Annotated in this window: 20 protein-coding genes; 17 read left to right on the top strand and 3 right to left on the bottom strand. The window is 62.3% G+C overall.

Going from position 1 to position 24,052, the window contains the following annotated elements:
* The first annotated feature begins 25 nt into the window (after nt 1–25).
* Nucleotides 26–856, top strand: coding sequence for a methyl-accepting chemotaxis protein (locus C8K61_RS27285; RefSeq protein WP_371920008.1), 831 nt, complete (start codon nt 26–28; stop codon nt 854–856).
* Between the two features lie 7 nt (nt 857–863).
* Entirely contained in the window at nt 864–1,478 is a 615-nt protein-coding gene (locus C8K61_RS17945) for a hypothetical protein (RefSeq protein ID WP_108097644.1), read from the top strand.
* A gap of 36 nt (nt 1,479–1,514) precedes the next feature.
* On the opposite strand, the gene C8K61_RS17940 is transcribed toward C8K61_RS17945, so the two are convergent.
* Complete coding sequence (locus C8K61_RS17940; protein ID WP_108097643.1) at nt 1,515–2,723, bottom strand: ammonium transporter; 1,209 nt, start codon at nt 2,721–2,723, stop codon at nt 1,515–1,517.
* Between the two features lie 376 nt (nt 2,724–3,099).
* Between C8K61_RS17940 and C8K61_RS17935 the strand changes: the two genes are divergently transcribed.
* The 7 genes from C8K61_RS17935 to C8K61_RS17905 all read left to right on the top strand — a co-directional run bounded on the left by C8K61_RS17935 (nt 3,100) and on the right by C8K61_RS17905 (nt 11,164).
* Nucleotides 3,100–3,414, top strand: a complete 315-nt coding sequence (locus C8K61_RS17935) for a YqjD family protein (RefSeq protein WP_108097642.1) — start codon at nt 3,100–3,102, stop codon at nt 3,412–3,414.
* Between the two features lie 13 nt (nt 3,415–3,427).
* Complete coding sequence (locus C8K61_RS17930) at nt 3,428–3,814, top strand: phage holin family protein (protein ID WP_371920007.1); 387 nt, start codon at nt 3,428–3,430, stop codon at nt 3,812–3,814.
* A complete protein-coding gene (locus tag C8K61_RS17925) occupies nt 3,811–4,122 on the top strand; it encodes a hypothetical protein (RefSeq protein WP_108097640.1) in 312 nt (103 codons plus the stop codon). Before C8K61_RS17930 ends, C8K61_RS17925 begins: the two co-directional genes overlap by 4 nt.
* 122 nt (nt 4,123–4,244) lie before the next feature.
* Nucleotides 4,245–5,408, top strand: a complete 1,164-nt coding sequence (locus C8K61_RS17920; RefSeq protein WP_108097639.1) for an EAL domain-containing protein — start codon at nt 4,245–4,247, stop codon at nt 5,406–5,408.
* 192 nt (nt 5,409–5,600) lie between these two features.
* Nucleotides 5,601–6,932 (top strand): deoxyguanosinetriphosphate triphosphohydrolase, encoded by a 1,332-nt coding sequence (locus tag C8K61_RS17915; RefSeq protein WP_108097638.1) that lies wholly within the window; start codon nt 5,601–5,603, stop codon nt 6,930–6,932.
* Nucleotides 6,933–6,954: 22 nt separating this feature from the next.
* Nucleotides 6,955–8,052, top strand: a complete 1,098-nt coding sequence (locus tag C8K61_RS17910; protein ID WP_108097637.1) for an FUSC family protein — start codon at nt 6,955–6,957, stop codon at nt 8,050–8,052.
* 154 nt (nt 8,053–8,206) lie between these two features.
* Nucleotides 8,207–11,164, top strand: a complete 2,958-nt coding sequence (locus C8K61_RS17905; RefSeq protein ID WP_108097636.1) for an HD domain-containing phosphohydrolase — start codon at nt 8,207–8,209, stop codon at nt 11,162–11,164.
* A 106-nt stretch (nt 11,165–11,270) separates the two neighbouring features.
* Here C8K61_RS17905 and C8K61_RS17900 read toward each other — a convergent pair whose 3' ends face one another.
* The gene (locus C8K61_RS17900; RefSeq protein WP_108097635.1) at nt 11,271–12,320 is read right to left on the bottom strand and encodes an ABC transporter substrate-binding protein; all 1,050 of its coding nucleotides are present in this window, start codon (nt 12,318–12,320) and stop codon (nt 11,271–11,273) included.
* 296 nt (nt 12,321–12,616) lie between these two features.
* Between C8K61_RS17900 and C8K61_RS17895 the strand changes: the two genes are divergently transcribed.
* Both C8K61_RS17895 and C8K61_RS17890 read left to right on the top strand, forming a co-directional pair.
* Complete coding sequence (locus tag C8K61_RS17895; protein WP_108097634.1) at nt 12,617–13,861, top strand: acyl-CoA dehydrogenase family protein; 1,245 nt, start codon at nt 12,617–12,619, stop codon at nt 13,859–13,861.
* Nucleotides 13,862–14,041: 180 nt separating this feature from the next.
* Nucleotides 14,042–14,593 carry a hypothetical protein gene (locus C8K61_RS17890; RefSeq protein WP_108097633.1) on the top strand — a complete coding sequence of 184 codons (552 nt, stop codon included), beginning with the start codon at nt 14,042–14,044 and terminating at the stop codon, nt 14,591–14,593.
* Between the two features lie 107 nt (nt 14,594–14,700).
* Here C8K61_RS17890 and C8K61_RS17885 read toward each other — a convergent pair whose 3' ends face one another.
* On the bottom strand, nt 14,701–15,438 hold the full coding sequence (locus tag C8K61_RS17885) for a class II aldolase/adducin family protein (protein WP_108097632.1): 738 nt from the start codon (nt 15,436–15,438) through the stop codon (nt 14,701–14,703).
* Between the two features lie 299 nt (nt 15,439–15,737).
* Between C8K61_RS17885 and C8K61_RS17880 the strand changes: the two genes are divergently transcribed.
* From C8K61_RS17880 to C8K61_RS17855, 6 genes are all read left to right on the top strand, one after another.
* Complete coding sequence (locus C8K61_RS17880; RefSeq protein WP_108097631.1) at nt 15,738–16,904, top strand: LLM class flavin-dependent oxidoreductase; 1,167 nt, start codon at nt 15,738–15,740, stop codon at nt 16,902–16,904.
* Nucleotides 16,905–16,927: 23 nt separating this feature from the next.
* Nucleotides 16,928–17,983: an ABC transporter substrate-binding protein gene (locus tag C8K61_RS17875; RefSeq protein ID WP_108097812.1), complete on the top strand. Its 1,056-nt coding sequence runs from the start codon at nt 16,928–16,930 to the stop codon at nt 17,981–17,983.
* Between the two features lie 26 nt (nt 17,984–18,009).
* Nucleotides 18,010–19,065, top strand: coding sequence for an ABC transporter substrate-binding protein (locus C8K61_RS17870; RefSeq protein WP_108097630.1), 1,056 nt, complete (start codon nt 18,010–18,012; stop codon nt 19,063–19,065).
* Between the two features lie 351 nt (nt 19,066–19,416).
* On the top strand, nt 19,417–21,699 hold the full coding sequence (locus C8K61_RS17865; RefSeq protein WP_108097629.1) for a TonB-dependent receptor: 2,283 nt from the start codon (nt 19,417–19,419) through the stop codon (nt 21,697–21,699).
* A 586-nt stretch (nt 21,700–22,285) separates the two neighbouring features.
* Entirely contained in the window at nt 22,286–22,849 is a 564-nt protein-coding gene (gene msuE / locus C8K61_RS17860; RefSeq protein WP_108097628.1) for an FMN reductase, read from the top strand.
* Nucleotides 22,850–22,852: 3 nt separating this feature from the next.
* Nucleotides 22,853–24,052, top strand: a complete 1,200-nt coding sequence (locus C8K61_RS17855) for an MFS transporter (RefSeq protein WP_256589481.1) — start codon at nt 22,853–22,855, stop codon at nt 24,050–24,052.

Genomic DNA, 24,052 nt, shown 5'->3' with positions numbered 1-24,052 from the left:
CAAACTGCGTTCGGTGATCAGCCAGATGCTGCAGGCGGCGACCGCTCTCAACCAATCCGCCGACACCCTGGGCGGCGTGGCCGGCAAATCCCAACAGGACAGCCAGCAGCAAGCCATGCAGATGGAACAGGTGGCCACCGCCATCAATGAAGTCACCTATGCCGTGCAGGATGTGGCCAAGAACGCTGAACAGGCCTCCAGCGAAGTGCAAGGCGCCGAGAGCAATGCGCAGCAGGGCCAGGCCAATATCGAACGCAGTCTGCAGCAGATCGACAAGCTTTCCGGCACCATTGGCGAAGCCGTCGAAGTGATCCGAACTTTGGCTCAGGAAACAACCCAGATCGGCGGCGTGCTGGAAGTGATACGCTCCATCGCCGAACAGACCAACCTGCTCGCCCTCAACGCCGCCATCGAGGCTGCGCGGGCCGGTGAACAGGGGCGCGGGTTCGCCGTGGTGGCCGATGAGGTTCGCCTGTTGGCCCAGCGCACACAGAAGTCGACGGCCGAGATTCAAGTGATGATCGAACGCCTGCAGAGCAATTCCGAAGCGGCGGTGAACGTCATCAACGAAAGCAGCAAAGCCTCGCAAGTGACCGTCGAACAGGCGCGTCAGGCGGGGGAAAGTTTGAACCTGATCAGCCAGTCGCTACGCAATCTGACCAGCCTCAATGCCTCCATCGCCAGCGCCACGTTGCAGCAGGCGCATGTGGTCGAGGACATCAATCAGAACGTCACCGACGCGGCCAGTCTGGCGCACAACACGGCGATGGCCGCCGAGCAATCGAGCAGCGCCAGCCAACACCTGAATCAACTGGCCGATGAACTCAACCGGCTGTTGCGGCAATTTCGCGTATGAGGAATGCATGACGAGCATGGAACACCAGGAGATCAATCTCCAACAGCCGGAAAACCAGGATCTGATCTGGGATATGGAGAGCATGGCCCGCCGCGAGCTGGCCGAGCGCTTCATCCGCCTGTTCGAGAACCGCTTCTGCGTGTATTCCGAGTCGGTGCGCCAGCTGTACACCAACTACACCCTGCACTTCCCCACCGACCTGGGCCGCAAGATGGTGGTGCTGCCCAACGCCTACGCCTTCCACGACACCCTGCATGGCATCGACGCGGCGGCCGTGCGCAAAACTGGTTTATGTGTGTTGCCGGGGGTGCTAGTGGGAAAACCGGGGCTGCTGCTCAGCACCGAAATGAAGGACGACGGCAGCACGCCGAAGACCATGCCATTCAAACCGGCGCTGGCGCAGATCATCAACAGCCAGAAGAAGCTCGGCGACGTGTTCCTGCCGATCATGATGAAGGGCGACCTGCGCGAGTTCGACCAGCAGATGCCCTACATTCACCTGCATCGCTTGCAGGTGAACAAGCTCACCCACCTGTCGACGTTCGAGCGCGACGACATCCACCAGACCATCACGCGCAAGATGCTGATGCTGTATCGGCAGGCGGATAGTTTGGTGTGTTAGGCCCAAGCATCGCGGCCTCAGCCGCGATGTTTTTAATCAGTCCTGACTCACCGCGCCAATCTTGTGAATCGACAGATCCGCGCCGTAGTACTCATCTTCCTGATTCAAGCGAATACCGGTGGTGGCCTTCAGCACGCCATACACCAGCAGCCCGCCGACTAGCGCCACCAGCACGCCCAGGCCGGTGCCGATCAACTGGCTGATCAAGCTCACACCGCCCAGGCCGCCGAACAATTGCTGGCCGAAAATTCCGCAGGCAATCCCGCCCCATACGCCGCACAAGCCGTGCAACGGCCACACGCCGAGCACGTCGTCGATGCGCCATTTCACCTGTGTGGCGGTAAACGCCCAGACGAACAATGCGCCGGCCACCAGCCCGGTGATCAACGCGCCCACCGGGTGCATCAGATCGGAACCCGCGCAGATCGCCACCAGCCCGGCCAGCGGGCCGTTGTGCAGAAAGCCTGGGTCGTTACGACCGACGAACAACGCCGCCACCGTGCCGCCAACCATCGCCATCAGCGAGTTGACCGCCACCAGGCCGCTGACGCTGCCCAGGGTCTGCGCGCTCATGACGTTGAAGCCGAACCAGCCGACGATGAGAATCCACGAGCCCAGGGCCAGGAACGGAATATTTGACGGCGCAAAAGCCACCAACTTGCCGTCGCGGTAACGGCCGTTGCGTTTGCCCAACAACAGCACCGCGCCAAGGGCCAGCCAGCCGCCCATGGCGTGCACCACCACTGAACCTGCGAAGTCATGGAAGCTGGCACCAAAACGCTCGGCCAACCAGGCCTGCAGGCCGAAGTTGCCATTCCAGATCAAGCCTTCGAAAAACGGGTAGATAAAAGCCACGATCAGAATCGTCGCGCACAGCTGTGGGCCGAACTTGGCGCGCTCGGCAATGCCGCCGGAAATGATCGCGGGAATAGCTGCGGCGAAGGTCAGCAGAAAAAAGAACTTCACCAGCGGGTAACCGTGCTCGGCGGTCAGCTCGCTGGTGGGCACCAGAAAGGTCACGCCATAAGCCACCCAGTAGCCGACGAAAAAGTACGCCAAGGCCGACATGGCGAAGTCGGAAATGATCTTCGACAAGGCATTCACTTGGTTCTTTTGCCGGACTGTGCCAACTTCCAGAAAGGCGAAGCCGGCATGCATGGCCAGCACCATGACCGCGCCGAGCAGAGTGAAGACCGTGTTGGAACCCGAGATCAGGGTTTGCACGGCGCTGTTGAGGTTTTCCATCGATGAAGCGACTCCGGCAGCGAAAAAAGCACCAAAGCAGCTCAAAGCTCCACACGCACGCACCAGGATGACGCCACAACGCACCAGTTCTGCCCAGGCGAGCGAACCGATTTAGTACCAGGAAAACGGGCAGGAAAATTGAGCGATCAGTTCTTTTCTTTATTTTTCATTCGGTTGAGCAACACTGTTGCCACCTTGTTCAAGGGTTAATATGCGCGATTACGGCGCAAATCCAGCCCATTACGCACCAGCAGAATGCAAGCGTTATACCAAGCGCCCCAGACCGCAGGACTGGCCGCCACGGGCGTCGGTAGATGGAACCATCCATCTGGCTGGCGACTCGAACCCCAAAGACCTCAACTCAAGGAGATTCACCATGGTTAGCAAGGCCAACGAACGCGCCCAGGAAGAGCTTCTCGCCGAATTCCAGGCCCTTATCGCCGACACCGAAAAACTCCTCGATCACACCGCCAGCCTGGCCGGCGCCGAAGCCGATGAACTGCGTCTGAGCATTCACGACAGCCTCAAACGCGCCCGCGACACGCTGCAACTCACCGAACACAGCGTGCGTGATCGTGCCGAAGAAGCCGTCGCCACTGCCGAAGCCTATGTGCAGCAGAACCCCTGGCAATCGGTCGGCATCGCCGCCGGCGTTGGTTTCCTCCTCGGCCTGTTGGCCTCCCGCCGCTGATATGAGAGACGGAATGGACGCCCTGCCCCCACCGCCACTGCAAGGTCGCGGCCCCTCGCCCAAACGGTTGAGCGCAGCCTTTCTTGGATTGCTGCATAGCCATATCGAGCTGTTTGGTATCGAGCTGCAAGAACAGAAAAGCCGCACCCTCAACCTCCTGCTGTTTGCCGGCTTAGCCCTGGTGTTTGCCCTGCTGTTGTTATTGGGCCTTTCTGCCTTGGTGCTGATTCTGGTCTGGGACAGCTACCGCATTGCCGGGGTGGTCGGGCTATGTGTGTTCTATGCCTTGGCGACACTGATTTTTGCCATGCTGCTGCGCAATCAGGTCACCGATGAACACTCCCCATTCAGCGCCACCCTCGAAGAGCTGGCCCGTGACCGTGAGCGCCTGATGCCATGAGCCAAGCCACCAAACCCACCCGCCAGGAACTGCGCAAACAGCTGGTGCGCTTGCGCATGGAAATGCACCGCCACGAATTGCGCCACGAAACCCAGGAACTGCTGCAACCGCTACGCAAAATGCGTGGCACCGCCACGAGTTGGCAGAGCAGCCTGAGCAGCGGTCACGCCCCACTGTGGGGCATGGCCGGGGTGACTTTGCTCGGTTTTTTTGGCGGTAAAAGCAAGAAGCTCACCCGCTGGCTGAAAATCGGTATCAGCCTTTATCCGCTGGTGGCGGTTGCTCTCAAGAATCGTCCGCCACGCTAACTACCGTCTGTCCTACAACTGGCCACCTTCTTGCAAAAGGAATGGGATGAACAGCAATCCTGCGCTGTTCATCGCCCAGCCTTGCGCGGGCGGAACTGCAAACCGCTACTAAGGATGTGACTGTGATCGACGGGCAACCGCTTGCCTGCTTCCAGCCGTTTATTGATACCGCCACCGGCCGTATCGCCGGTATCGAAGCATTGGGCCGCCTGCAACAGGACGACGGCCGTCTGGCTTCGGTGGGGCCGCTGTTCGCTGACCCCAAATTCCCCATGACCGCCCTGCGGCGCCTCGACCGGGAGATTCGTGCCGATGCATTGCAGCGTTTTCACGCAGCACCGGCCGACTGGTTTCTGAGCATCAATATTTCCCCGCGCTGGATCGGCCGCTTGCGCCCGAACCAGCCGCTGCCCAGCCTCAAGCAGCTGGAAAAACATGGCGTGGCGCCTGAGCGCATCGTCTTCGAAATCACCGAACTGGGCGGCGGCAGCCTGCGCCTGCCGGAGGTGGTGGCGCGCTACCGCGAAGCCGGCGCACGCATCGCCATCGACGACTTCGGCGCCGGCTACTCGCAGCTCGACCGCGTGCTGGCCCTGCAACCGGACATTCTCAAGCTGGACATGCGCCTGTTCCAGGAAGCCGCCCGCGGTGGTCCGAGCAGCGAAGTGGTCAAAGCCCTGGCGCAGATGGCCGAAAAAACCGGCTGCTGGATCATCGCCGAAGGGGTGGAAACCGAGGCCGAACTGGACTTCGCCCTCGAATGCGGTTCGCGTTACGTGCAGGGCTTTCTGTTCGCCAAACCCGAGCGCGAGTTCTTCCCGGCCGATGCCTTCGTCGAGCGCTTCGCCGAGCTGCGCAACCGTTACGTCCATAACAAATTGGCCGAGCGTGCGCGGCTGATGTCGCTGCGCCAACAGCTCACCGGCCTGATGAACAGTTTGAAAGCCTGGGCCGAAGCCGACGTGCCGCTGGCCAACCTGCCCGCACCCACCGCCTACCCCTGGTTGCTGCGGGTATACCAATGCGACCGCAACGGCACCCAGCTCACCCCCAACCTGGAATGGACTGGCAGCGGCTGGCGTGAAGACGGCAAATACCTGGGCCACAACTGGTCGTGGCGACCTTACTTCTACCAATTGCTCGCCGAAGGCTGGGATGAGCGTCGGCTGATTCTGTCGTCCACCTACCGCGACGCCACTAGCAACCAATATTGCCTAACCGCCGGCCAATTCATCGACGACGGCCAGCGTTTGCTGCTGTTGGATATTGACGTGGCGGGGTTGTAAGGCCTCAACGCCGACCTCGTAGGAACGGCCGGGCGGCGATCCGCTTCAGCCGCGATGCTGTTGATCTTCGTCGACCCCAAGAGCATCGCGGCTGAAGCCGCTCCTACGGGAGATTCGAATACCCACCCTTGCAGCCCGGCCGCGGAACCGGGAAGCTAGCCCCCATCAGCCACTGAACGGCGAGGACTGGCCTTGGACTGGCACACACTGCTCAACCGCGAACGTCTCGGCAAACCGACCCACAGCGCCACTGAATTGGGGCGCAGCCCGTTTCACAAAGACCACGACCGCATCATCTTCTCCGGCGCCTTCCGCCGCCTGGGGCGCAAGACCCAGGTGCACCCGGTCTCCAGCAACGACCACATCCACACCCGCCTGACCCACTCCCTGGAAGTCAGTTGCGTCGGCCGTTCGCTGGGCATGCGCGTTGGCGAGATGCTGCGCGACGCCCTGCCCGATTGGTGCGAGCCAAATGACCTGGGCATGATCGTGCAGTCCGCCTGCCTGGCCCACGACATCGGTAACCCGCCTTACGGCCACTCCGGCGAAGACGCCATCCGCCACTGGTTCCACCAGGCCGCCGGGCGCGGCTGGCTGGATGGCATGAGCGAGTTGGAGCGCCAGGACTTCCTGCATTTCGAAGGCAACGCCCAGGGCTTTCGTGTGCTCACCCAGCTTGAGTACCACCAGTTCGACGGTGGCACCCGGCTGACCTATGCCACCCTCGGCACCTACCTCAAATACCCGTGGACCTCGCAACACGCCGAAGCCCTGGGCTACAAGAAGCACAAGTTCGGTTGCTACCGCAGCGAGCTGCCACTGCTCGAACAGATCGCCAGCAAACTTGGCTTGCCAAAGATCGATAACGAGCGCTGGGCGCGTCACCCACTGGTGTACTTGATGGAGGCCGCCGACGACATCTGCTACGGCCTGATCGACCTCGAAGACGGTCTGGAAATGGAGCTGCTCGACTACCCCGAGGTAGAAGCCGTGCTGCTCGGTCTGGTCGGCGACGACCTGCCGGAAACCTACCGCCTGCTCGGCCCCCACGACTCGCAACGGCGCAAGCTGGCGATCCTGCGTGGCAAGGCCATCGAGCATCTGACCAATGCCGCCGCACAGGCCTTCGTCGAACAGCAGGACGCCTTGCTGGCCGGCACCCTGCAAGGCGACCTGGTGGAGCACATGCACGGCCCGGCCAAGCGCTGCGTGCTGGGGGCAAAAAACATGGCGCGGGAGAAAATCTTCCAGGACAAACGCAAAACCCTTCACGAGATCGGCGCCTACACCACCCTGGAAATTCTGCTGAACAATTTCTGCGGTGCGGCCCTCGAACTGCACTCAGGCGGCGGCCTGTCGTTCAAGAATCAGCGCATTCTCGATCTGCTCGGCCATAACGCACCCAAGGCCGACTGGACCCTGCACCGCTCGTTCCTGCGCATGATCGATTTCATCGCCGGCATGACCGACAGCTACGCTACCGAAATGGCCGCCGAAATGACCGGGCGCTCCAGCCCGGTATAACGGCAAACGACTAGAGAGGCTTATGCGTACGCTCTTGCGGCAAGTGTTCAGTTGGCAGTCCGGCCCACCCGCCTGGGGCCCGGCAATGGTGGCCATGCTCGGCTGCGCCCTGCCGTTGATTCTCGGCCTGTTCAGTGGCCACCCGGGGTTTCTCTGGGCCTCGGTGGGCGCGTTCCAGGCCGCCAAGGCCAACCCCCTGCACCGCTTCGGCATGCTGCGCATGTTGCTGCTGATCGGCCTGGGTGCCTGGAGCGCAGGCTTGGGCTTCTGGGGCGCTGACCACCCACTGGTCAGCCTTGGCCTGTTCGCCGTGTTCGGCTTTCTGCTGGCCTGGCTGCAGCGCTTCGGCGCCGAGGCCGGCAAGCTCGGCATCGGCCTGGCGATCTGCTTGTGCCTGGGCCAGGGCCAGCATGGCGTTGGCACCCTCAGCAATCCCTATGCGGTGGGCATGCTGTTTATTCTCGGTGGTCTGTGGGTGACCCTGCTGGCATTCGCCTTGCGCGGAGTGCATGGCTTGCGCATGTGGCCACGCATCCCGCGCCTACTGGGCATCCTCAAAGTTCTACGGCGCCACGCCAAACGCCAACCGCGGCGGCAATGGCTGTTGCACGCCATCGGCTGCACCCTGGCGTTTGCCTTGGCCGGCCTCACCGTCGAGCTCGCCAACCTGCCGCGCGGCTATTGGCTGACCATCACCGTGGTCGCCACCTTGCAGCTGGAGTTTCAGGGCAGCCTGGTGCGCGCGCTGCAAGCCAGCCTGGCGAGTTTTTGCGCCGCTTCCCTGCTGATCTATTTCGGTCACAGCCTGCAAAGCCCACCGGTGATGGTGGCGGTGATGCTGCCGTTGATCGCCATGAGCCGCGCCTTCCAGGCGCACCACTACGGGCTGTTCGTGCTGCAGACCACCCTGTGCTTTTTGCTGCTTACCGAAAGCCTCTCGCAAGACTGGCACCTGGGCCAGGTGCGCGTGCTCAACACCCTCAGCGGGGTGGCGATCGCCCTGTCAGTGGCGTTGTTGATGCATGGCGTGCGGCATTACCTGAACCAGTACCTGAACCAACGCCAGGCAGGGAAAACGCTAAGCAACGAAAGCCCGGTGAAGACCGTTTCAGAAGAGTGACAAAAGCACGTTATTTCGGCGGCAGGAAAGCCAACCCTTCACTATGCTTGGCTCTTGCTTCGGCGAGGGGTTGAGCGCAGCGATACCCATGCCGCCCCGCGTTACCCAGCAGTACCTGCCTGTACCCTCTGCGCTGTTCAAGGAGTGATGCGCAATGAGCAAGTCCCGTCGTGTCGAACGTCGCTATTCGCTGCACGTGCACATCAGTGTGCTCTTCACTTTTTTACTGCTGGTCACCGGCGTGGTCCTGGGGCTGTTCAACTACCGGCAAACCACCCAGGTCATCTACTCCAGCAGCAACGAGCTGTTCAGCCGCATCCAGGAAGATGTGCAGCACGACCTGCTCAACACCTACCAGCCGATCCGCCACCTGCTCAGCCTGCTGGCGCTGCAGGAGAGCAACCAGGCCGCCGACCACTACGAGCGCATGGCGCTGCTGCCCTCCTTCGTCCAGGCTCTGCGCGACAACCCCAAGCTCGCCTCGCTGTACCTCGGCTATGACGACGGCGATTTCTTCATGGTCCGGCCGCTGAACACGCAAACGCAGAAAGACAAATTCGACGCGCCGAAAAACGCCGCCTACCAGGTGTGGACCATCGATCGCATGGGTGAGTCGGCACAAACCGAATCGGTGCAATCGGAGTCGGCCTACTTCGACGCCGACATGCAGTTGATCACCCGCCGGCAGAACCTCAAGGAACGTTACGACCCACGGGGCCGCAGCTGGTTTGCCAGCGCCCGTGCGCGTAATGAGCAGATCACCACCGCCCCCTATGTGTTTTTCTCCACCGGCAATGTCGGCACCACCCTGGCCCGCGCCAGCGGAGAGCACGCGGTGATCGCCGCCGACCTGACCCTCGACGACCTGTCCGCCACCCTGAGCAAACACAAGATCACCCCTTCTAGCGAAGTGGTGCTCTACGACGCCAACGGCAACGCTATCGCCTATCCCGACAGCAGCCGCCTGATCGTACAGGCGGACAAAGCCCAGTTGGCCAAGGCCCGCGACCTCAGCCCAATCCTGGCGGCCCTGATCGACCACGACCTGGCTGGCGCGCCCACCGGCAATCTGAGCCTGGCGCAGCGCAACTGGGTGGTTTCCCGTACCCACCTGATTGAGGGCGGCCCGCAAGGTCTGGAGCTGGCCCTGGTGGTGCCCGAAGACGAACTGCTGGCCGACGCTTACCGCATCCGCTGGCAAGGCGCGCTGGTCACCCTGGCGATTCTGCTGCTGTGTCTGCCGCTGGGTTGGCTCAGCTCACGAATCATCATTCGCCCGCTGCGCAGCCTGGTGCAGGAAGCCGAAGCGATCCGCCGCTTCGACTTCAGCCACCCGAGCAGCGGCCATTCGCCGGTGCTGGAAATCGACCAACTGGCCACCTCCATGTCGCGCATGAAGGAGACCATTTCCAGCTTCCTCAATATCGCCTCCAGCCTGTCCGCCGAAACCCGTTTCGACACCCTGCTGGCGCGGGTGCTGCAAGAAACCGTGGACATCAGCGGCGCCCAGGGCGGCCTGCTCTACCTGTTCGACGCCGACAGCGGCAGCCTGGAACCCAAGGGCCTGATTCTCGACAAACAGGCGCGCGATCTCGGCGAGTTGGCGTTACCCCAGTACCAGGCTGGTGCCGACGACATGCCAAGCTGGCTGAAAGGCCCCGCCCATGGCGGCAGCAGCGCTACCCTGAGCCTAGGCTTTGACGAGGCGGCGGTGTTGCAGCCAATCCTGTTGACCCTCGACTGCCCGCGCATTCACCTGGCTGCCACCGGCCTGCATAACCGTCAAGGCCAGACCCTCGGCGTGCTGGTGTTGCTGCAGCGCGACACCGGCCATATCGACGACTCAGCCATGCTGCGGCCGGAACGCATCGCCTTTGTCGAAGCGGTTTCCGGCGTCGCGGCGCTGTGCATCGAGAGCCAGCGTCTGCTGGAAAGCCAGAAGAAGCTGCTCGATGCATTCATTCAATTGATCGCCGGCGCCATCGACGCGAAGAGTCCCTACACCGGCGGCCACTGCCAGCGGGTACCCGAGCTGACCCTGATGCTCGCCCGTGCCGCCGCCGACAGCGAGGAGCCAGCCTTCGCCGCCTACCAACCCAACGACGACCAATGGGAGGAGCTGCACATCGCCGCCTGGCTGCACGACTGCGGCAAGGTCACCACCCCGGAATACGTGGTAGACAAAGCGACCAAACTGGAAACCCTGTACGACCGCATCCACGAAGTACGCACCCGTTTCGAAGTGCTCAAACGCGATGCCTGGATCAGCTACTGGCAGAGCGTTGCCGGCGGTGGCGATAAGGCGCAGTTAGCCACCTTGCGTGATGAACTGCTGGCCGCCCTGGACGATGAGTTCGCCTTTGTCGCCCGCAGCAACCTGGGTGGCGAAGCCATGGCCGATGCCGACCTTGAACGCCTGCGGCAGATCGGCATGCGCACCTGGACCCGCACCCTCGACGACCGCCTCGGCGTGTCCTGGGAAGAGAACCAGCGCCAGAGCCGTACTCCCGCGCCGCCGTTGCCGGTCAGCGAACCCTTGCTGGCGGACAAACCCGAGCACCTGTTCGAGCGCGGCGAAAAAGACCGCATGCCGGAAGACAACCCCTGGGGCTTCAAACTCAACGAGCCGGAATACAAATTCAACCGAGGCGAGCTGTACAACCTGGGCATTACCCGCGGCACGCTGACGGCGGAAGAGCGCTACATCATCAACAACCACATCGTGCAAACCATCCTCATGCTCAACCACCTGCCCTTCCCGGCGCACCTGGCCAACGTCGCCGAGATTGCCGGTGGGCACCACGAGAAAATGGATGGCAGCGGCTACCCGAAACGCCTGCGCCAGGAAGAGATGAGCCTGCCGGCACGGATGATGGCGATTGCCGACATCTTCGAAGCCCTGACCGCCGTCGACCGCCCGTACAAAAAGGGCAAAACCCTGTCCGACGCGCTGAACATCATGGTTGGCATGTGCAAAGGCGCGCACATCGACAAAGCGCTGTTTTCCCTGTTCGTGCGCAGTGACCTGCACATGCAATACGCCCAACGCTTCCTGCAGCCGGGGCAGATCGACACCGTCGATGTCGAAGCGTTGTTGGCCAAACTGGGGTAGGTTGGGTTGAGCCCCGCGAAGCCCAACAAGGAGCCCAAGGGGCTCCGCGTGCAGATCCCTGTTGGGCTTCGCCTGCGGCTCAACCCAACCTACCTCCGTCAATAACTCAGCGTCCTCGCGCCAACAACAACTCCCGTGCCGCCTGCAACGGCCGCGCATCGACCCAGGCGTCAATATCGACGTCACCTTCGAGAAAGCCGTGCAGGTTGAGGAAGTCCTTCTGGATGCGCAGAAACTCCAAGCGTTCAGCCGAAAGACTCGGCGCCAGCGAGCGATGGAAATCACCGCGATAGGCCTCGGCCACCCCTTCACGCCCAGCCTTGGTTTCGGCCTGCAAAATCGCCAGCAGGTCGTCACGGTTGTCACTGGCCCAATCGGCAGCACGTAGGGTCTGGGCCAGAAAGCGCACCACCAGGTCGAAGTGGTTGTCGAGCAGGTCCTGGTGCACGGTGATCGGCCGTGGCGTGCCGTTATTGATGCGCTGTCTCGGCTCGGCGATCAGGTCCAGATCGATACCCACCACCAGGCCTAGACGTCGGGCCGCATCGGCGGCCGAAGCACCTTTGACGTAAACGGCGTCGACCCGCCCCTGCACCAGATGATCAAGCCCCGACCACAGCCGCTGCAGGTTCTCCTGCGGCGTCGGCGCGCCTTCCTGTGCAGTCAGCGCCACCTCCACCAACTGCACATCATCAAAACCCAGCCCGGCCAGCGCCAAGGCACCTTTATAGCCATGCAGGCTCATGGCCCGGGCGATGCTGCCAGCACGGCTGTCGGCCCAGGCGGGCAAAGCCAGGCGTTTACCTTTGAGGTCGGCCGGGCTGCGAATGCCGGAGTCGGGACGGACCAGAATGGTTTGCCATTCCTCGATCCAGGTCAGACCGATCAATCGGCTTGGTGCGCCGGCGGCACGGGCTGCCAGCGCCGGGACGTTGCCGCCTTCGCGAAACAGCCCCGGCAAGTCGTGATCGTAATGGTGACGGCCCAGTTGCCGAGCTTCTTGCAGCGTCTCCACCGGCAGGCCATCGGCGGAAAATTCTTCACCAAGCCAACCGAGGTTATAAGCAATGCCCGAGGCGGTTGGCACCGGGCAACGGGTGAACCAGATCGTGTCGAGACTCAAGCTCTGGGCGGTGGCAATAGCGGCAGTGGACATACACGAACTCCTGGCAATGGCTGATTGGCAGCTACAGTGCAGCGCCCATGCCAACGGCGGCAGGCCCCGCCAGGCGGGGCTTTGACGAGTTCGACGGGCACTGCTGCTGCGTCGCCAGCAACCCTTGCTGCTGCACAGGCAGCAACCAGGCGGGCACTGCTGCGTCAGCAACAAAGGCCCGCACAAATAACGGCGAAAGCCTCGCCATTACTGGCTTGCAGCCCCATGGCATAGAACCTGCTCCCACCCTGTTCAGGAGCCTGCCGAACCCGGCAGCCAGTCAGTTGAGGTGAAACATGAGTGAGGCCCAACGCACCGTCGCCAGCCAGGCGAGCGTGGTGCTGATCAGTGAAGAACAGGCGATTGCCGTGGCCAGGGAGATTGCCCAAGAGATCGCCGCCATCGCCGCCGACAGCAGCCAGAACGGCCAGCTGCCACGGCGCCAGGCCGAACTGCTGTCCAGCAGCGGGCTGACTGCGATTGGCGTGCCGAAACAGTTTGGCGGTCTCGGCGCCTCGGTGCAGACCATCGTCGAAACCGTGCGCATCATCTCGGTGGCCGACGGCGGCGTTGGCCAGTTGCTGCAGATTCACAACGTCATGTTGCGCGGCATTTTCAGCGGCTACAGCGACGAGGTACGCGACCACCTGATCGCCGATGTGCTGGCCGGTAAACGCTTGGGCAATGCCCTGGCCGAAGTCGGCGGCAAGAACAAATTCGCCCTGAAAACCCGGGTCGAGCGCCGCGCCGACGGCAAGCTGGTGCTGAACGGCAGCAAGTTCTACTCCACCGGGGCCTACCTGGCCGAATGGATTTCCCTCACCGCCACCTCCGATGACGGCGGCGTCGGCGTGCTGGTCAACCGCAATGCGCCAGGCCTGACGCTGGTGGATGACTGGGACGCCTACGGGCAGAAGAACTCGGTCAGCGGCACGGTGATTTTCGACAACATCGAGCTGGATGAAGCCTACGTGGTGTACCGCCAGGGTCCGATGAAACGCACCGGCCTGACCTTCCCGCAAATTCTCCACGCCGCCATCGACACCGGCATCGCTGCCGGCGCCCTGGACGCCGCCGTGCACTACCTCAATAACCACGCCCGACCGTGGGTGGAAAGTGGCGTCGAGCACGCCAATGAAGAGCCGCACATCATCAAACAGATCGGCGAATACGCCGTGGCCCTGCGCGCGGCTGAATCCTTGCTACGCGACGCCGCACGGGTGTTCGACGCCCACGAACAGGACCCGGACAACAAAGAACTGCAGGACGAACTGATCCTCTCGGTCGCCACCGCCCGCGCCCACTCCGACAGCGCCTCGCTGAAGATTTCCAGCGACATCTTCTCGCTACTCGGCGCCAGCTCCTCGCTAATCAAATGGAACCTCGACCGCTTCTGGCGCAACGCCCGCGTGCACACCACCCACGACCCGATCCGCTGGCGTTTGCACCACGTCGGCAACTACTACCTCAATGGGGTGGATCCGGGTGAATACACGGCGATTTTGAATGCGAAGCAGGCGGAAGGTGCGACGAAGAAGTAAGACGTATCGCTGGCGCGATTCTGGGTCCCCGCCTGCGCGGGGACGACGGTATCCGTGATAAAAACCTCCGTCATTCCCGCGAAGGCGGGAATCCAGGGGCAGCAAACGCAAACCCCAGGCATCCCCCATCCCCAATCGAATTACGTAAGATGCCGGTCCCTCAACCAAGAGCCCCCGGCCATGAGCAAATACGTTGTCGACGCCAATTACCGCTTTGTCGCGGCCTACCAGGAAGTCAATGCGCGCATCAGCCAGCGCCAGCAATCGCTGAACCTGTATGTGTCGCTGGTGGTGGCGCTGCTGGCAGCCCTGGTGGCGTTGAAGCCGGGTACCAATGGCGCCGAGCTGCCGATCGAGTGGCTGGTACTGGGCTTTCCGGTGGCCTCCACCAGCCTGGCCTTTCTCAACTTTAAAGCCGAACGGGCGATCAGCAACCTCCGCCGCTTTCTCTCCAGCCTCGAACAGCTAGGCGAGCTGCACGAACAACTGCCCAGCTACAACACCGACCCACAGTGGGCGCAAGGTGCCAACAAGGCACGCCGTTTCCACGACTACGCCAGCGTGGTGCTGGTGGCCGGCGGCAATGCCATCGGGCTGGGGGCGGTGTGGAAGATTTACCCGGAGCGGATTGCCGAGAACCCGTTGGTGATCTGGGTGAGTGCAGCGGTGGCAGTAGCCGCTTTGGGGTTGCTGCTGGTGACGCCGTATTTGAGTTACAAGCCCAAAGCGTAAGGCTCACGACCGAGACGCGGCGGATATCCGCCCTACAGTGCCGTACCTCGACGTAGGGCGAATATCGCCGCAGGCGATATCCGCCGATTAGCAGATGTCAGGGTGAATCAGACCACCTGCTCCAACAACTTCTTCCCCTGCGGCCAAAGCCCAGTCATTTTCCACTGCTGCTCCAGCACCCCAGGCCCGAACTCTTGCGAACCGCCGAGGTTTTCGGCCAGCGCCTGGAAGTACGCGCCCTCTTCGATTAGCAGAATCAGCTTGGCCACCTGGATGATGCCTTCGCCCCAGAAGGTCGCGCCGCCGTTGGCTTCCAACAACGCAGGAATGTTGGCGTCGCGCTTGAGGGTCTCGACGATAAAGTCCGACTCGATCTGCGTACGGTCCAGGTACAGCGGCAACTCACGCGCCAGGGTCACCCGTTGCGAGGCGGCGTAACGCAGCGGCAGCACGCGATGGGCGCCAGCCCAGCCGCCGAGGTAGGGCGTGTGCACGTGGGCCACCACGTTGACGTCGGCGCGCTCGCGCAGCACCTGGCCATAGCGTTTGCCACTGCCGGCTTCCTTGCTTTCGCTCAGCGGTGCGCCCGGCGCCAACGATTCATCCAGAAACACCACGCCGTCGTAGCTGACCACCGAAACGCCGATCTTCTGTTCATCAGCCCACGGGCTGGGTGCACGCAAGGCCACCACCAGGTCGGTTTCCGGCAGGCGCAGATAAACCTGCAAGGTGTTGGTGGCGGTCAGGGTGCGGGTTTCCTGCAGTACACGGAAAGCCTTGGCGAAATCGCGTTTGGCTTGGGCAACGAAGTCGAGTTGCGCGGAGTTCAACGAGGGCTGGCTCATGCTCGGTTCCTGTTGGGGGTACCACTGGATTAGTGGCCATGACAGCCCTAGAGCAGAACTTGTGCCAGCGCCCGCAGGCCCCGTAACTCGGGCTTTTCAGCCTGCCGCGCGGCGGCTCTGTTGCCTGCCAAGCATGAAAGTGCTGCTGGACTGCTGCTCCACCAGCAGCCTTCTCCTGCACGCACCCTCGCTTAATGCTCCAGGCCACGGAAGGCGCGGCCTGCAGCGCCGTGCAAGGCCGTGGCATGGGCGTTGCAATCCTGCTACCACGGCTTTTCCAGCCACCCTTAGGAGCAGCAATGAGCACTGAATTCTTCTGGCGTTTGCCACTGGGCACCGACGGCCCACAACTGAGTACCGACAACCACAACCGCGGTGCCCACAGCCATCGTCCCGGCAATATCGCCCCCGGCCGCCTACCCAATGGCGAGCCGGATGATTTCACCTACATCGACTACATCGCCCAGGTGGCCAAAGCCGCCGAGCTGGCTGGCTTCGAAGGCGCACTGCTGCCCACCGGCCCGGAGCCATGGGTGGTGGCGGCAGCCCTGGCCCGTGAAACCCGGCGGATCAAGTTTCTGATCGCCTTCCAGGCCACCTGGACCCTGCCCGCCTACGCAGCCCAACAAGCCGCGATTCTGCAGAACCTCAGCCGCGGGCGTTTGGACTGGAACATCATCACCGGCGGCAACCCGGCCAGCCAGCGCGCCAATGGCGACTACCTTGAACACGACCTGCGCTACAAGCGCACCGGCGAGTTCCTCGACATCATCCAGGGCTTGTGGGCCAACGAAAAATTCTCCTACGAAGGCGATATCTACAAACTCGACAACGGCGCCCTGCCCCCTGGCTTGCACAACGAGCGCAAGCCAGGTGTGTACTTTTCCGGTTTCTCCGATGCCGCCCTGGATGTCGCCGCCAAACACGCTGACGTGTACCTGAACTGGGCCGAGCCGGTGGACAAGCTCAAACCGCATATCGAGCGCGTGCGTGAACTGGCTGACAAACAAGGGCGCACCGTGCGCTTTGGCCTGCGTGTCGACCTGTTCGCCCGTGAAACCGAAGAAGCCGCCTGGCGCGACCTGAAAGCGCAATACGACCGTCTAAGCAGCAAGAGCAGTGCCCTGGTGAAGAACTTCACCAGCGGTTCCGATTCGGTCGGCGCCGCGCGGCAAACCGCCTACCACCAAAACGTCGACCGCTTCGAAGACCTGATTCTCGGCCCGAACTTGTGGGCCGGTTTTGCCAAGGCCAAACCGGGGCCGACCGTGGGCCTGGTGGGCAGCCACGAGAACATTGCCGAGCGCTTGGTGGAGTACCGCGACGCCGGTTTCTCGACCTTTATTCTGGCCGGCAACCCGCACCTGGAAGAGGCCCTGCGCATCGGCCAGGAAGTGCTGCCCCTGGTGCACCAGCGCCCCGCCGCCAGTACCGCTGCGGATGACCGCCAGAAGGCCAGTGCCTGATGACGACTGCCAAACAAACCACCGTGAGCCAACCGCTCGACACCCTCTGGTACACCCGTTGCCCGGTGCCCACCGGCCTCGGCATTGCCGTGCAAAAAGGCTGGCTGGACGAGACCCTCGGTGCACTCGGCACCCAAGTGCAATCGATGCGCGAATCCGCCAACAAGGCCGTGCGCGAATCGCACTTCGACCACAGTCTGCAGAACTCGGTACGTCATGGCGGCAACATTCCCGCCATCTGGGCCCGCGCCCAGGGCCGGCAGACTCGTGTAATCGGTTTGTCCTGGGCGGACGAGGTGCAGTTGATCCTCACCCGTCCGGACAGCGGTATCAAAACCGTCAAAGACCTCAAGGGCCGCACATTCGGCCTGCCGGACTGGGCCAACGCGCAGATCGACTTCACCCGCGCCCAAGCCCTGCGTGGCCTGGAAAACGCGCTGAAACTGGAAGGCCTGGAGGTGCGTGACGTCGAGTTGGTGGACTACCGCTATGGCGGCACCTTCAGCGACAACCAGGTGCAGGACATCGCCGGCACGCCGGTGGCCAGCAGCCACCGCGCCGAGGGGCGCAATGCCGAATTGCTTGGCCTGCTGCGCGGCGAGGTAGACGCGATCTTCCTCAAAGGCTCCAGCGCCGCGCAACTGGCCCACGATCTCAGCCTGCACACCGTGATCGACACCGGCTCGCACCCGGAACCGCTGATCCGCTCCAACAACGGCACGCCGCGCACCCTCAGCGTCGACCAGCACCTGCTGGACCAGCATTACGACGTTGCCGTGGGCATTCTCGACAGCGTGTTGCGCGCCGAGCAATGGGCCTGGCAACACCCCGACGACACCCGCCGCTACCTCGCCCGCGAAACCAACAGCAGCGAGTACTGGGTGCGTGCGGCCTATGGCGAAGACGCCCATCTGCGGCTGAAAACCGAACTCGCCGACAGCGCCATCGCCGCCCTGCAAGACTTCACTGCGTTCCTCCACCGCTGGAACTTCATTCCCCAGCAGTTCGATGTGCGCGACTGGATCGATACCCGACCGCTAGACACCCTGCGCAGTGCCCACACGGCACTGGCAGGCTGATCGGCCGGGCTCAACAGGAATTATTCATGAGCTCACTGGAAACCCTTTGGTACACCCACAGCCCCGTGCCCACGGGCCTCGGTATTGCCGCGCAATCCGGGCGCCTGGCCGAAGCCTTTCGCCCGTTCGGCACCAATATTCAGTCGCTGCGTGAATCCAGCGAACGTGAGGTGCGCGAGGCCCACTACGACCATCACCTGCAGAACTCGGTGCGCCATGGCGGCAACATCCCCGCCATCTGGGCCTATGCCGCCGGGGTGGAAACCCGCGTGCTGGGCCTGTCGTGGAGCGATGAGGTGCAGCTGATTCTGACCACCGAAGACAGCGGCGTGCGCAGCATTCGCGACCTCAAGAACCGCCGCTTCGGCGTGCCGAAATGGGCCAACGTGCAGATCGACTTCACCCGCGCCCAAGCCCTGCGTGGCCTGGAAAACGCGCTGAAACTCGAAGGCCTGGAAGTGCGCGACGTGGAGCTGGTGGACTACCCCTACGGCGGCACCTACAGCGACGAGCAGAAACACCACCTGTACGGCTCGGAAGTGGCGCTGAACAACGGCCGTCACAGCCGCCGCAACAACGAACTGATCGGCCTGTTGCGTGGCGACATCGACGCGATCTTTCTCAAGGGCGCCCACGCCGCGCAACTGGCCAACGAATTTGGCTTGCGCGTGGTGGTCGACACCGGCTCGCACCCCGACCCGCTGATCCGCTCCAACAACGGCACACCGCGCACCCTCACGGTCGACGTCAACCTGCTCGAAGAGCATTTCGATGCCGCGGTGCGCATCGTCGATACCGTGCTGCGTACCGAGCAATGGGCCTGGGCCAACCCGGAGGAAACCCGGCGTTTTCTCGCCCGCGAACTGAACACCAGCGAGTACTGGGTGGCAGCTGCCTACGGCGAAGATGCCCATCGCCGCCTGCGCACCAACTTCGATGAACGCTCGATCCATTCCCTGCAGGATTTCACCGATTTCCTCCATCGCTGGGACTTCATTCCACGGCGCTTCGATGTCCGCGACTGGATCGATACCCGGGTGCTCGAACACGTGATCAGCGCCACCACCCGACGGGCGATTTAAGCGCTGCTGCTGTAGCAACACACACAACTTATTGCTTCTCCAGAAGCACCCCTGCAGCAACTTCTGCTGCTGGCCTTAGCGGCAACTGCGTGGTTACCCTGATAATTCCAAGGAGGAACTTTCAGGGTAACCACGCAGTTGCTTTTTTTCTGTTTTAATTTTCTTTTTTGTATTTATAAAACCCTTTATTTACAGCCACTTATAAATTTAATAACGCGACACCCAACATAATAAAAACTCTTGGCACAGTCCCTGCTATCTCCCTCTCAGTACTGCAATTAATCAACACCACAGCAGAGCGAAAACCTATTCGCCAGACCCTGCGTTTATTACTGTTGTCCGGGAGGGAACATGTTAAAGATCAACCCAATCACCAAAGGCATCTGGCTGGCATTTGTGCTGACCAGCGCCACCGCCAGCGGCCAGTTGCTGGCTGCCGAGCCGGCCAAGACCACGGCCGAAACTGCCGATAGCAGCACGGCCGAAACCGACAACGCGCCGACCCTGAAAACCGTCACCGTCACAGCCCAGCACAAAGAAGAAACCTTGCAGGAAGTGCCGGTGGCCGTATCGGCTATCAACGGCAGCAGCATTACCGCCGACGGCGTGCGCGCCATGGGCGACATCACCACCTTCGTGCCCAACGCCGCAGCGAAAAACCCCGACGGCGATGGCCGCCCGCGCTGGTACATCCGTGGCCTGGGCACCGGTGACACCGGCGCTGCCACCGTCTACCCGGTGGGCATCTATGCCGACGATGTTTACCTGAACGCGCCAGTGGCTGGCGGCGGCCCGCTGTTCGACCTCGAACGCATCGAAATCCTGCGTGGCCCGCAAGGCACCCTGTACGGCAAGAACACCACCGCCGGTGCCGTGAACGTGATCTCCAAGAAGCCCACCTTCGACACCGACGGCTACGGCACCCTGGGTGTCGGCACCAAGAGCGAACGCATCGTAAACGGTGCCATCGGTGGCGCCCTGGTGGACGACAAACTGGCTGGCCGGGTGTCGATCTACTCGGAAGAACGCGACGGCTTTACCCGCAACGAAACCGCCAACCAGAGCTACGGCGACGTCAACAAGAAGGCCTTCCGCGCGCAGCTACTGGGCAAGTTCGGCGACAACTTCGAAGCCCTGTGGAAGGTCCACGGCCGCCAGTTCAAAGGCGACGGCAGCAGCGGCTCATTGCCGGTTGGCACCTACTACCCGCCGACCAACTACCAGCGCCCTGATGGTCGCAAGATCGAGCTGAACGTCAACGAAGACTACAAGCTCGACCATGACGGCACCTCGCTGACCCTCAACTGGGATCTCAGCGACTACAAACTGACCTCGATCACCGCCTACGACTACCTGCGCAACCAGTCGCTGGCGGACGCCGACTACGGCCCCTATGAGGTAGCCGGGCGCACCGACACCGACAACGAATACAAACAGTACAGCCAGGAATTCCGCCTCGCCTCGCCACAACAGGAAACTCTGCGCTGGCTGGCCGGCGCGCATATCTTCCACGAAGACCTCGACAGCTCCGCCGTGCGCAACGTAGTGCCCGGCCCGGCCGCCACCGGCGCTGCCAGCAACCAGACCGGCACCGTCTACCGCGACCTCAACTACGACCATAAAACCGACAGTTACGCGCTGTTCGGCAACCTCACCTACGACTTCACCGAGAACCTCACCGTTACCGGTGGCCTGCGCTGGACCAAGGAATACAAAGACATTGACCTCAACCTGGTGCAACTGCGCAGCGTCGCCGGTGTGCGCTCGCCAGTGCTGGGCGCCGACAACAACGGCAACTCGAAAAAAGGCGATGACTGGGAAGCCTGGACCTACGACCTGACTCCCGAATACCGCATCAACGACAACCTGCGGGTGTTCTTCCGCTACGCCCACGGCTTCCGCTCGGGCGGCTACAACACCGGTTTGTCAGGTGGCTTGTCCGGGCTGACCACGGTGGACCCGGAAGAGCTGGACTCCTACGAAATCGGCCTGAAGTCGGAATGGCTCAACGGCCGGGTGATCGCCAACGCCACCGCCTTCTACTACGACTACAGCGACATCCAGGTGAACCTGCTGACCGTCAGCAACGGCATCCTCACCACCGCCCTCACCAACGGCGCAGCCGGCAAGGTCAAAGGCGCCGAACTGGAACTCGAAGCCCAGGCCACCGACTACCTGCACCTGCGTGCAGCGCTGTCGCACCTGGACACCGAATACACCGACTTCAAAAACGTCAACCCCAACACCGGTGCGGTAACCGGCGACTACAGCGGCAACCGCTTCGTCCGCTCACCAGAGCAAGTGATCTCCCTAGGGGCCGACTACACCATCCCACTGGGCGGCGCCGGCAAGCTGGTGGCAGGTGCGGATGCCAGCTACCGCGGCAAAGAGTATTTCCTCGCTGACCGCCAGGACGAAGACACCCTCAGTCAGGACCACTACACCCTGGCCAACGCCCGGTTGAGCTGGTTCAACCATGACGAGAAACTGAGCGTGACAGGGTTTGTGAACAACCTGACAGACCGCAAATATCAAGTGCATGGCCGACCCAACGGTGCCGTGGGCAGCGGCCAATACGTGATTACCTATGGCGACCCGCGCACAGTTGGCGTGAGCGTTACCAGCCGGTTCTGAGGAGTGACTGGCTAAATAAAAACGGAGCGAGAAATCGCTCCGTTTTTTTTGCCCCACCGTTTGCAGGAATCGATGCTGAAGCCTCGAGTTTTTGATTTTGATCTGGCTTGTGATCTTGATCTGGCTGTTGATCTTGCTCCACCCGCCCCGTTAGCGAAGGCCGAGTGCAGGCGCTGCGTAAGGGGTTGAGCGGCCGGGAGCCGCGAAAGGCAAAGACAGACCAAGGATGGTCTGTTTTGCCGGACCCTGAAGCAGCGCCGAAACGAGGGGACCCGAAGCGCAGCGTAGGGCCGAGGTTGGGGCAAGCCTTTTGCCTACTTTTCGGTGGCCGGCATCCCGGCGACTGGAAAAGTAGGTCGCGCGTAAGGCGCGAAACAGAATGCCCCGCGCACGCGACAAAGCAGATCAGCGCCGATCTCAAAGCAAAAACACTCCCCACGTTGCTGCCCCAGCAACACCCCACCAGCACCCACCCTGCCCGCCCACCAACACCCTCCCCGCAACCCCGCGCCACACCTGGCTCGCAGCCCTTGGTACAGCTCTTGCTCTACCCCTGCATTAGCAGAAAAAACCCAAGGAACACCCCATGCCCAAACCCATCAATGTGGTCGCCATAGCGGCCAGCACATTCACCCCTTCACGCACCCTCGTGCTGACCCAAGCCATCCTCGCCGAGCTGGATAACCAGTTGCCGATCACCAGCCACCTGATCGAATTCGGTAGCATCGCCCGTCAGGTCGGCGGCGCGCTGAGCCGCAGCGAGCTGAGCGACGACATCGAGCAACAACTGCAACGTATCGAAAACGCCGACCTGCTGCTGGTCGCCACCCCGGTGTACCGCGGCACCTACCCCGGGCAGTTCAAGCACCTGTTCGACCTGATCGACATGAACGCCCTGATCGACACCCCGGTGCTGCTCGCCGCTACCGGCGGCAGTGAACGCCATGCGCTGGTAATCGATCACCAACTGCGCCCGCTGTTCAGCTTCTTCCAGGCCTTGACCCTGCCGATTGGGGTGTATGCCAGCGAGGCGGATTTCAGTAACTACCAGATCACCAGCGAGCCCCTGCAGGCGCGTATTCAGCTGGCCGTCGAACGTGCCGTTCCCCTGTTTGCAGCGCGACCGTCTGCCTTATTGAAGACGGCCTGATTCGTGAACAACCCACGCCACACCTTTCTGCTCAATTTCATGCTGCTGGCCGCTTTCAGTGGCGCCACCATCGGCATGGCCAAGATCGTCACCACCCTGTATGCCCTGCACCTGGGGGCCAATTCCATGCAGGTGGGGATCATCTCGGCGATGGAGTCGCTGGGCATGATCTTCCTCACCCTGCCGGCCGGTTTCGTGATTGCCCGTTACGGCGCGCGGCGGGTGTATTTCCTCGCCAGCTTAGGGCCGATGTTGCTCAACCTGGCGATTCCGCTGTTCGGCCACTGGTTGTGGTTGGCCGCTGCGCGCTTGCTGATCGGCCTGTGCATTCCATTTCGCATCGTGTCGATGAACAGCGCCTTTCTTCAGCAACTGCGCCATATCGGCAGCAGCAAGGCCGGTTGGTACCGCGGTGCGCTGACGGTGGGCATGGGTTTGATCGGCCCGTTGCTGGGCAACTGGCTGAGTTCCAGCACCAGCTTCACCCTGGGCTTTGTCGTGATTGGCCTCGCCTTCGGCGCCATGGCCGGCTACAGCCTGGGTTTCTGGAGCGATGCACCCGCCGCGCCGGCCACCGAGCTGGCACAGGGGCCGGCGCTGGGCATGTTGGCCGACATCAAAGCGATGGTGGCCAATGTCGAAATCGCCGAGAGCTGCCTGATCGAGCTGGTCGGCAGCGCCACCGGCTCGTTGTTCGGCACCTTCATCATTCTGTTGGCGATGGACGTCGCCAAGCTCAGCCAGACCCAGGCCGTCAGCCTGGTGATGGTCCAGGGCCTGGCCTCGGTGGTGGCGTTGTTCAGCCTCGGTTACCTGCTGCAACGCATCGGCCGGCCGGTGGCCTATGTGCTCAGCCTGGGAGCGGCACTGGCGGCATTGACGCTCTTGGGTTTTGCCCAGAGCTATTGGCTGCTGGCCCTTGGCGGGGTGTTGCTGAGCACCGGAACCGCGCTGATTCACCTGGTGAACATGACCCAGATGAGCGAGCACGCCATGGATAAAAGCAAGATCTCCGGCCTGTTCAACCTGGCCAGCATGCTCGGTGGCTTCAGCGGCGCCATGCTCGGCGGCGTGCTCAGCCACTACCTGGGCCTGGCCAATCTGTTTCTCTGCTGGATCCCGGTGGTGCTGGTCATGGCCCTGGTCTGCCGGCTGCGTGCGCTGCGTCGGCAAACGCGTCCCGTGTTGTTGAGTGAGGTGTGA

The sequence above is a fragment of the Pseudomonas sp. GV071 genome (assembly GCF_003050835.1).
Lineage (GTDB): Bacteria > Pseudomonadota > Gammaproteobacteria > Pseudomonadales > Pseudomonadaceae > Aquipseudomonas.
Note: the sequence above shows the minus strand (reverse complement) of the source record. Positions and strands in the feature narration are given on the sequence as shown.

Coding starts and splice junctions, on each gene's coding strand:
- C8K61_RS27285 (WP_371920008.1), top strand. CDS start 26: ATGCTGCAGGCGGCGACCGCTCTCAACCAATCCGCCGACACCCTGGGC.
- C8K61_RS17945 (WP_108097644.1), top strand. CDS start 864: ATGACGAGCATGGAACACCAGGAGATCAATCTCCAACAGCCGGAAAAC.
- C8K61_RS17940 (WP_108097643.1), bottom strand. CDS start 2,723: ATGGAAAACCTCAACAGCGCCGTGCAAACCCTGATCTCGGGTTCCAAC.
- C8K61_RS17935 (WP_108097642.1), top strand. CDS start 3,100: ATGGTTAGCAAGGCCAACGAACGCGCCCAGGAAGAGCTTCTCGCCGAA.
- C8K61_RS17930 (WP_371920007.1), top strand. CDS start 3,428: ATGGACGCCCTGCCCCCACCGCCACTGCAAGGTCGCGGCCCCTCGCCC.
- C8K61_RS17925 (WP_108097640.1), top strand. CDS start 3,811: ATGAGCCAAGCCACCAAACCCACCCGCCAGGAACTGCGCAAACAGCTG.
- C8K61_RS17910 (WP_108097637.1), top strand. CDS start 6,955: ATGCGTACGCTCTTGCGGCAAGTGTTCAGTTGGCAGTCCGGCCCACCC.
- C8K61_RS17905 (WP_108097636.1), top strand. CDS start 8,207: ATGAGCAAGTCCCGTCGTGTCGAACGTCGCTATTCGCTGCACGTGCAC.
- C8K61_RS17900 (WP_108097635.1), bottom strand. CDS start 12,320: ATGTCCACTGCCGCTATTGCCACCGCCCAGAGCTTGAGTCTCGACACG.
- C8K61_RS17895 (WP_108097634.1), top strand. CDS start 12,617: ATGAGTGAGGCCCAACGCACCGTCGCCAGCCAGGCGAGCGTGGTGCTG.
- C8K61_RS17890 (WP_108097633.1), top strand. CDS start 14,042: ATGAGCAAATACGTTGTCGACGCCAATTACCGCTTTGTCGCGGCCTAC.
- C8K61_RS17885 (WP_108097632.1), bottom strand. CDS start 15,438: ATGAGCCAGCCCTCGTTGAACTCCGCGCAACTCGACTTCGTTGCCCAA.
- C8K61_RS17880 (WP_108097631.1), top strand. CDS start 15,738: ATGAGCACTGAATTCTTCTGGCGTTTGCCACTGGGCACCGACGGCCCA.
- C8K61_RS17870 (WP_108097630.1), top strand. CDS start 18,010: ATGAGCTCACTGGAAACCCTTTGGTACACCCACAGCCCCGTGCCCACG.
- C8K61_RS17865 (WP_108097629.1), top strand. CDS start 19,417: ATGTTAAAGATCAACCCAATCACCAAAGGCATCTGGCTGGCATTTGTG.
- msuE (WP_108097628.1), top strand. CDS start 22,286: ATGCCCAAACCCATCAATGTGGTCGCCATAGCGGCCAGCACATTCACC.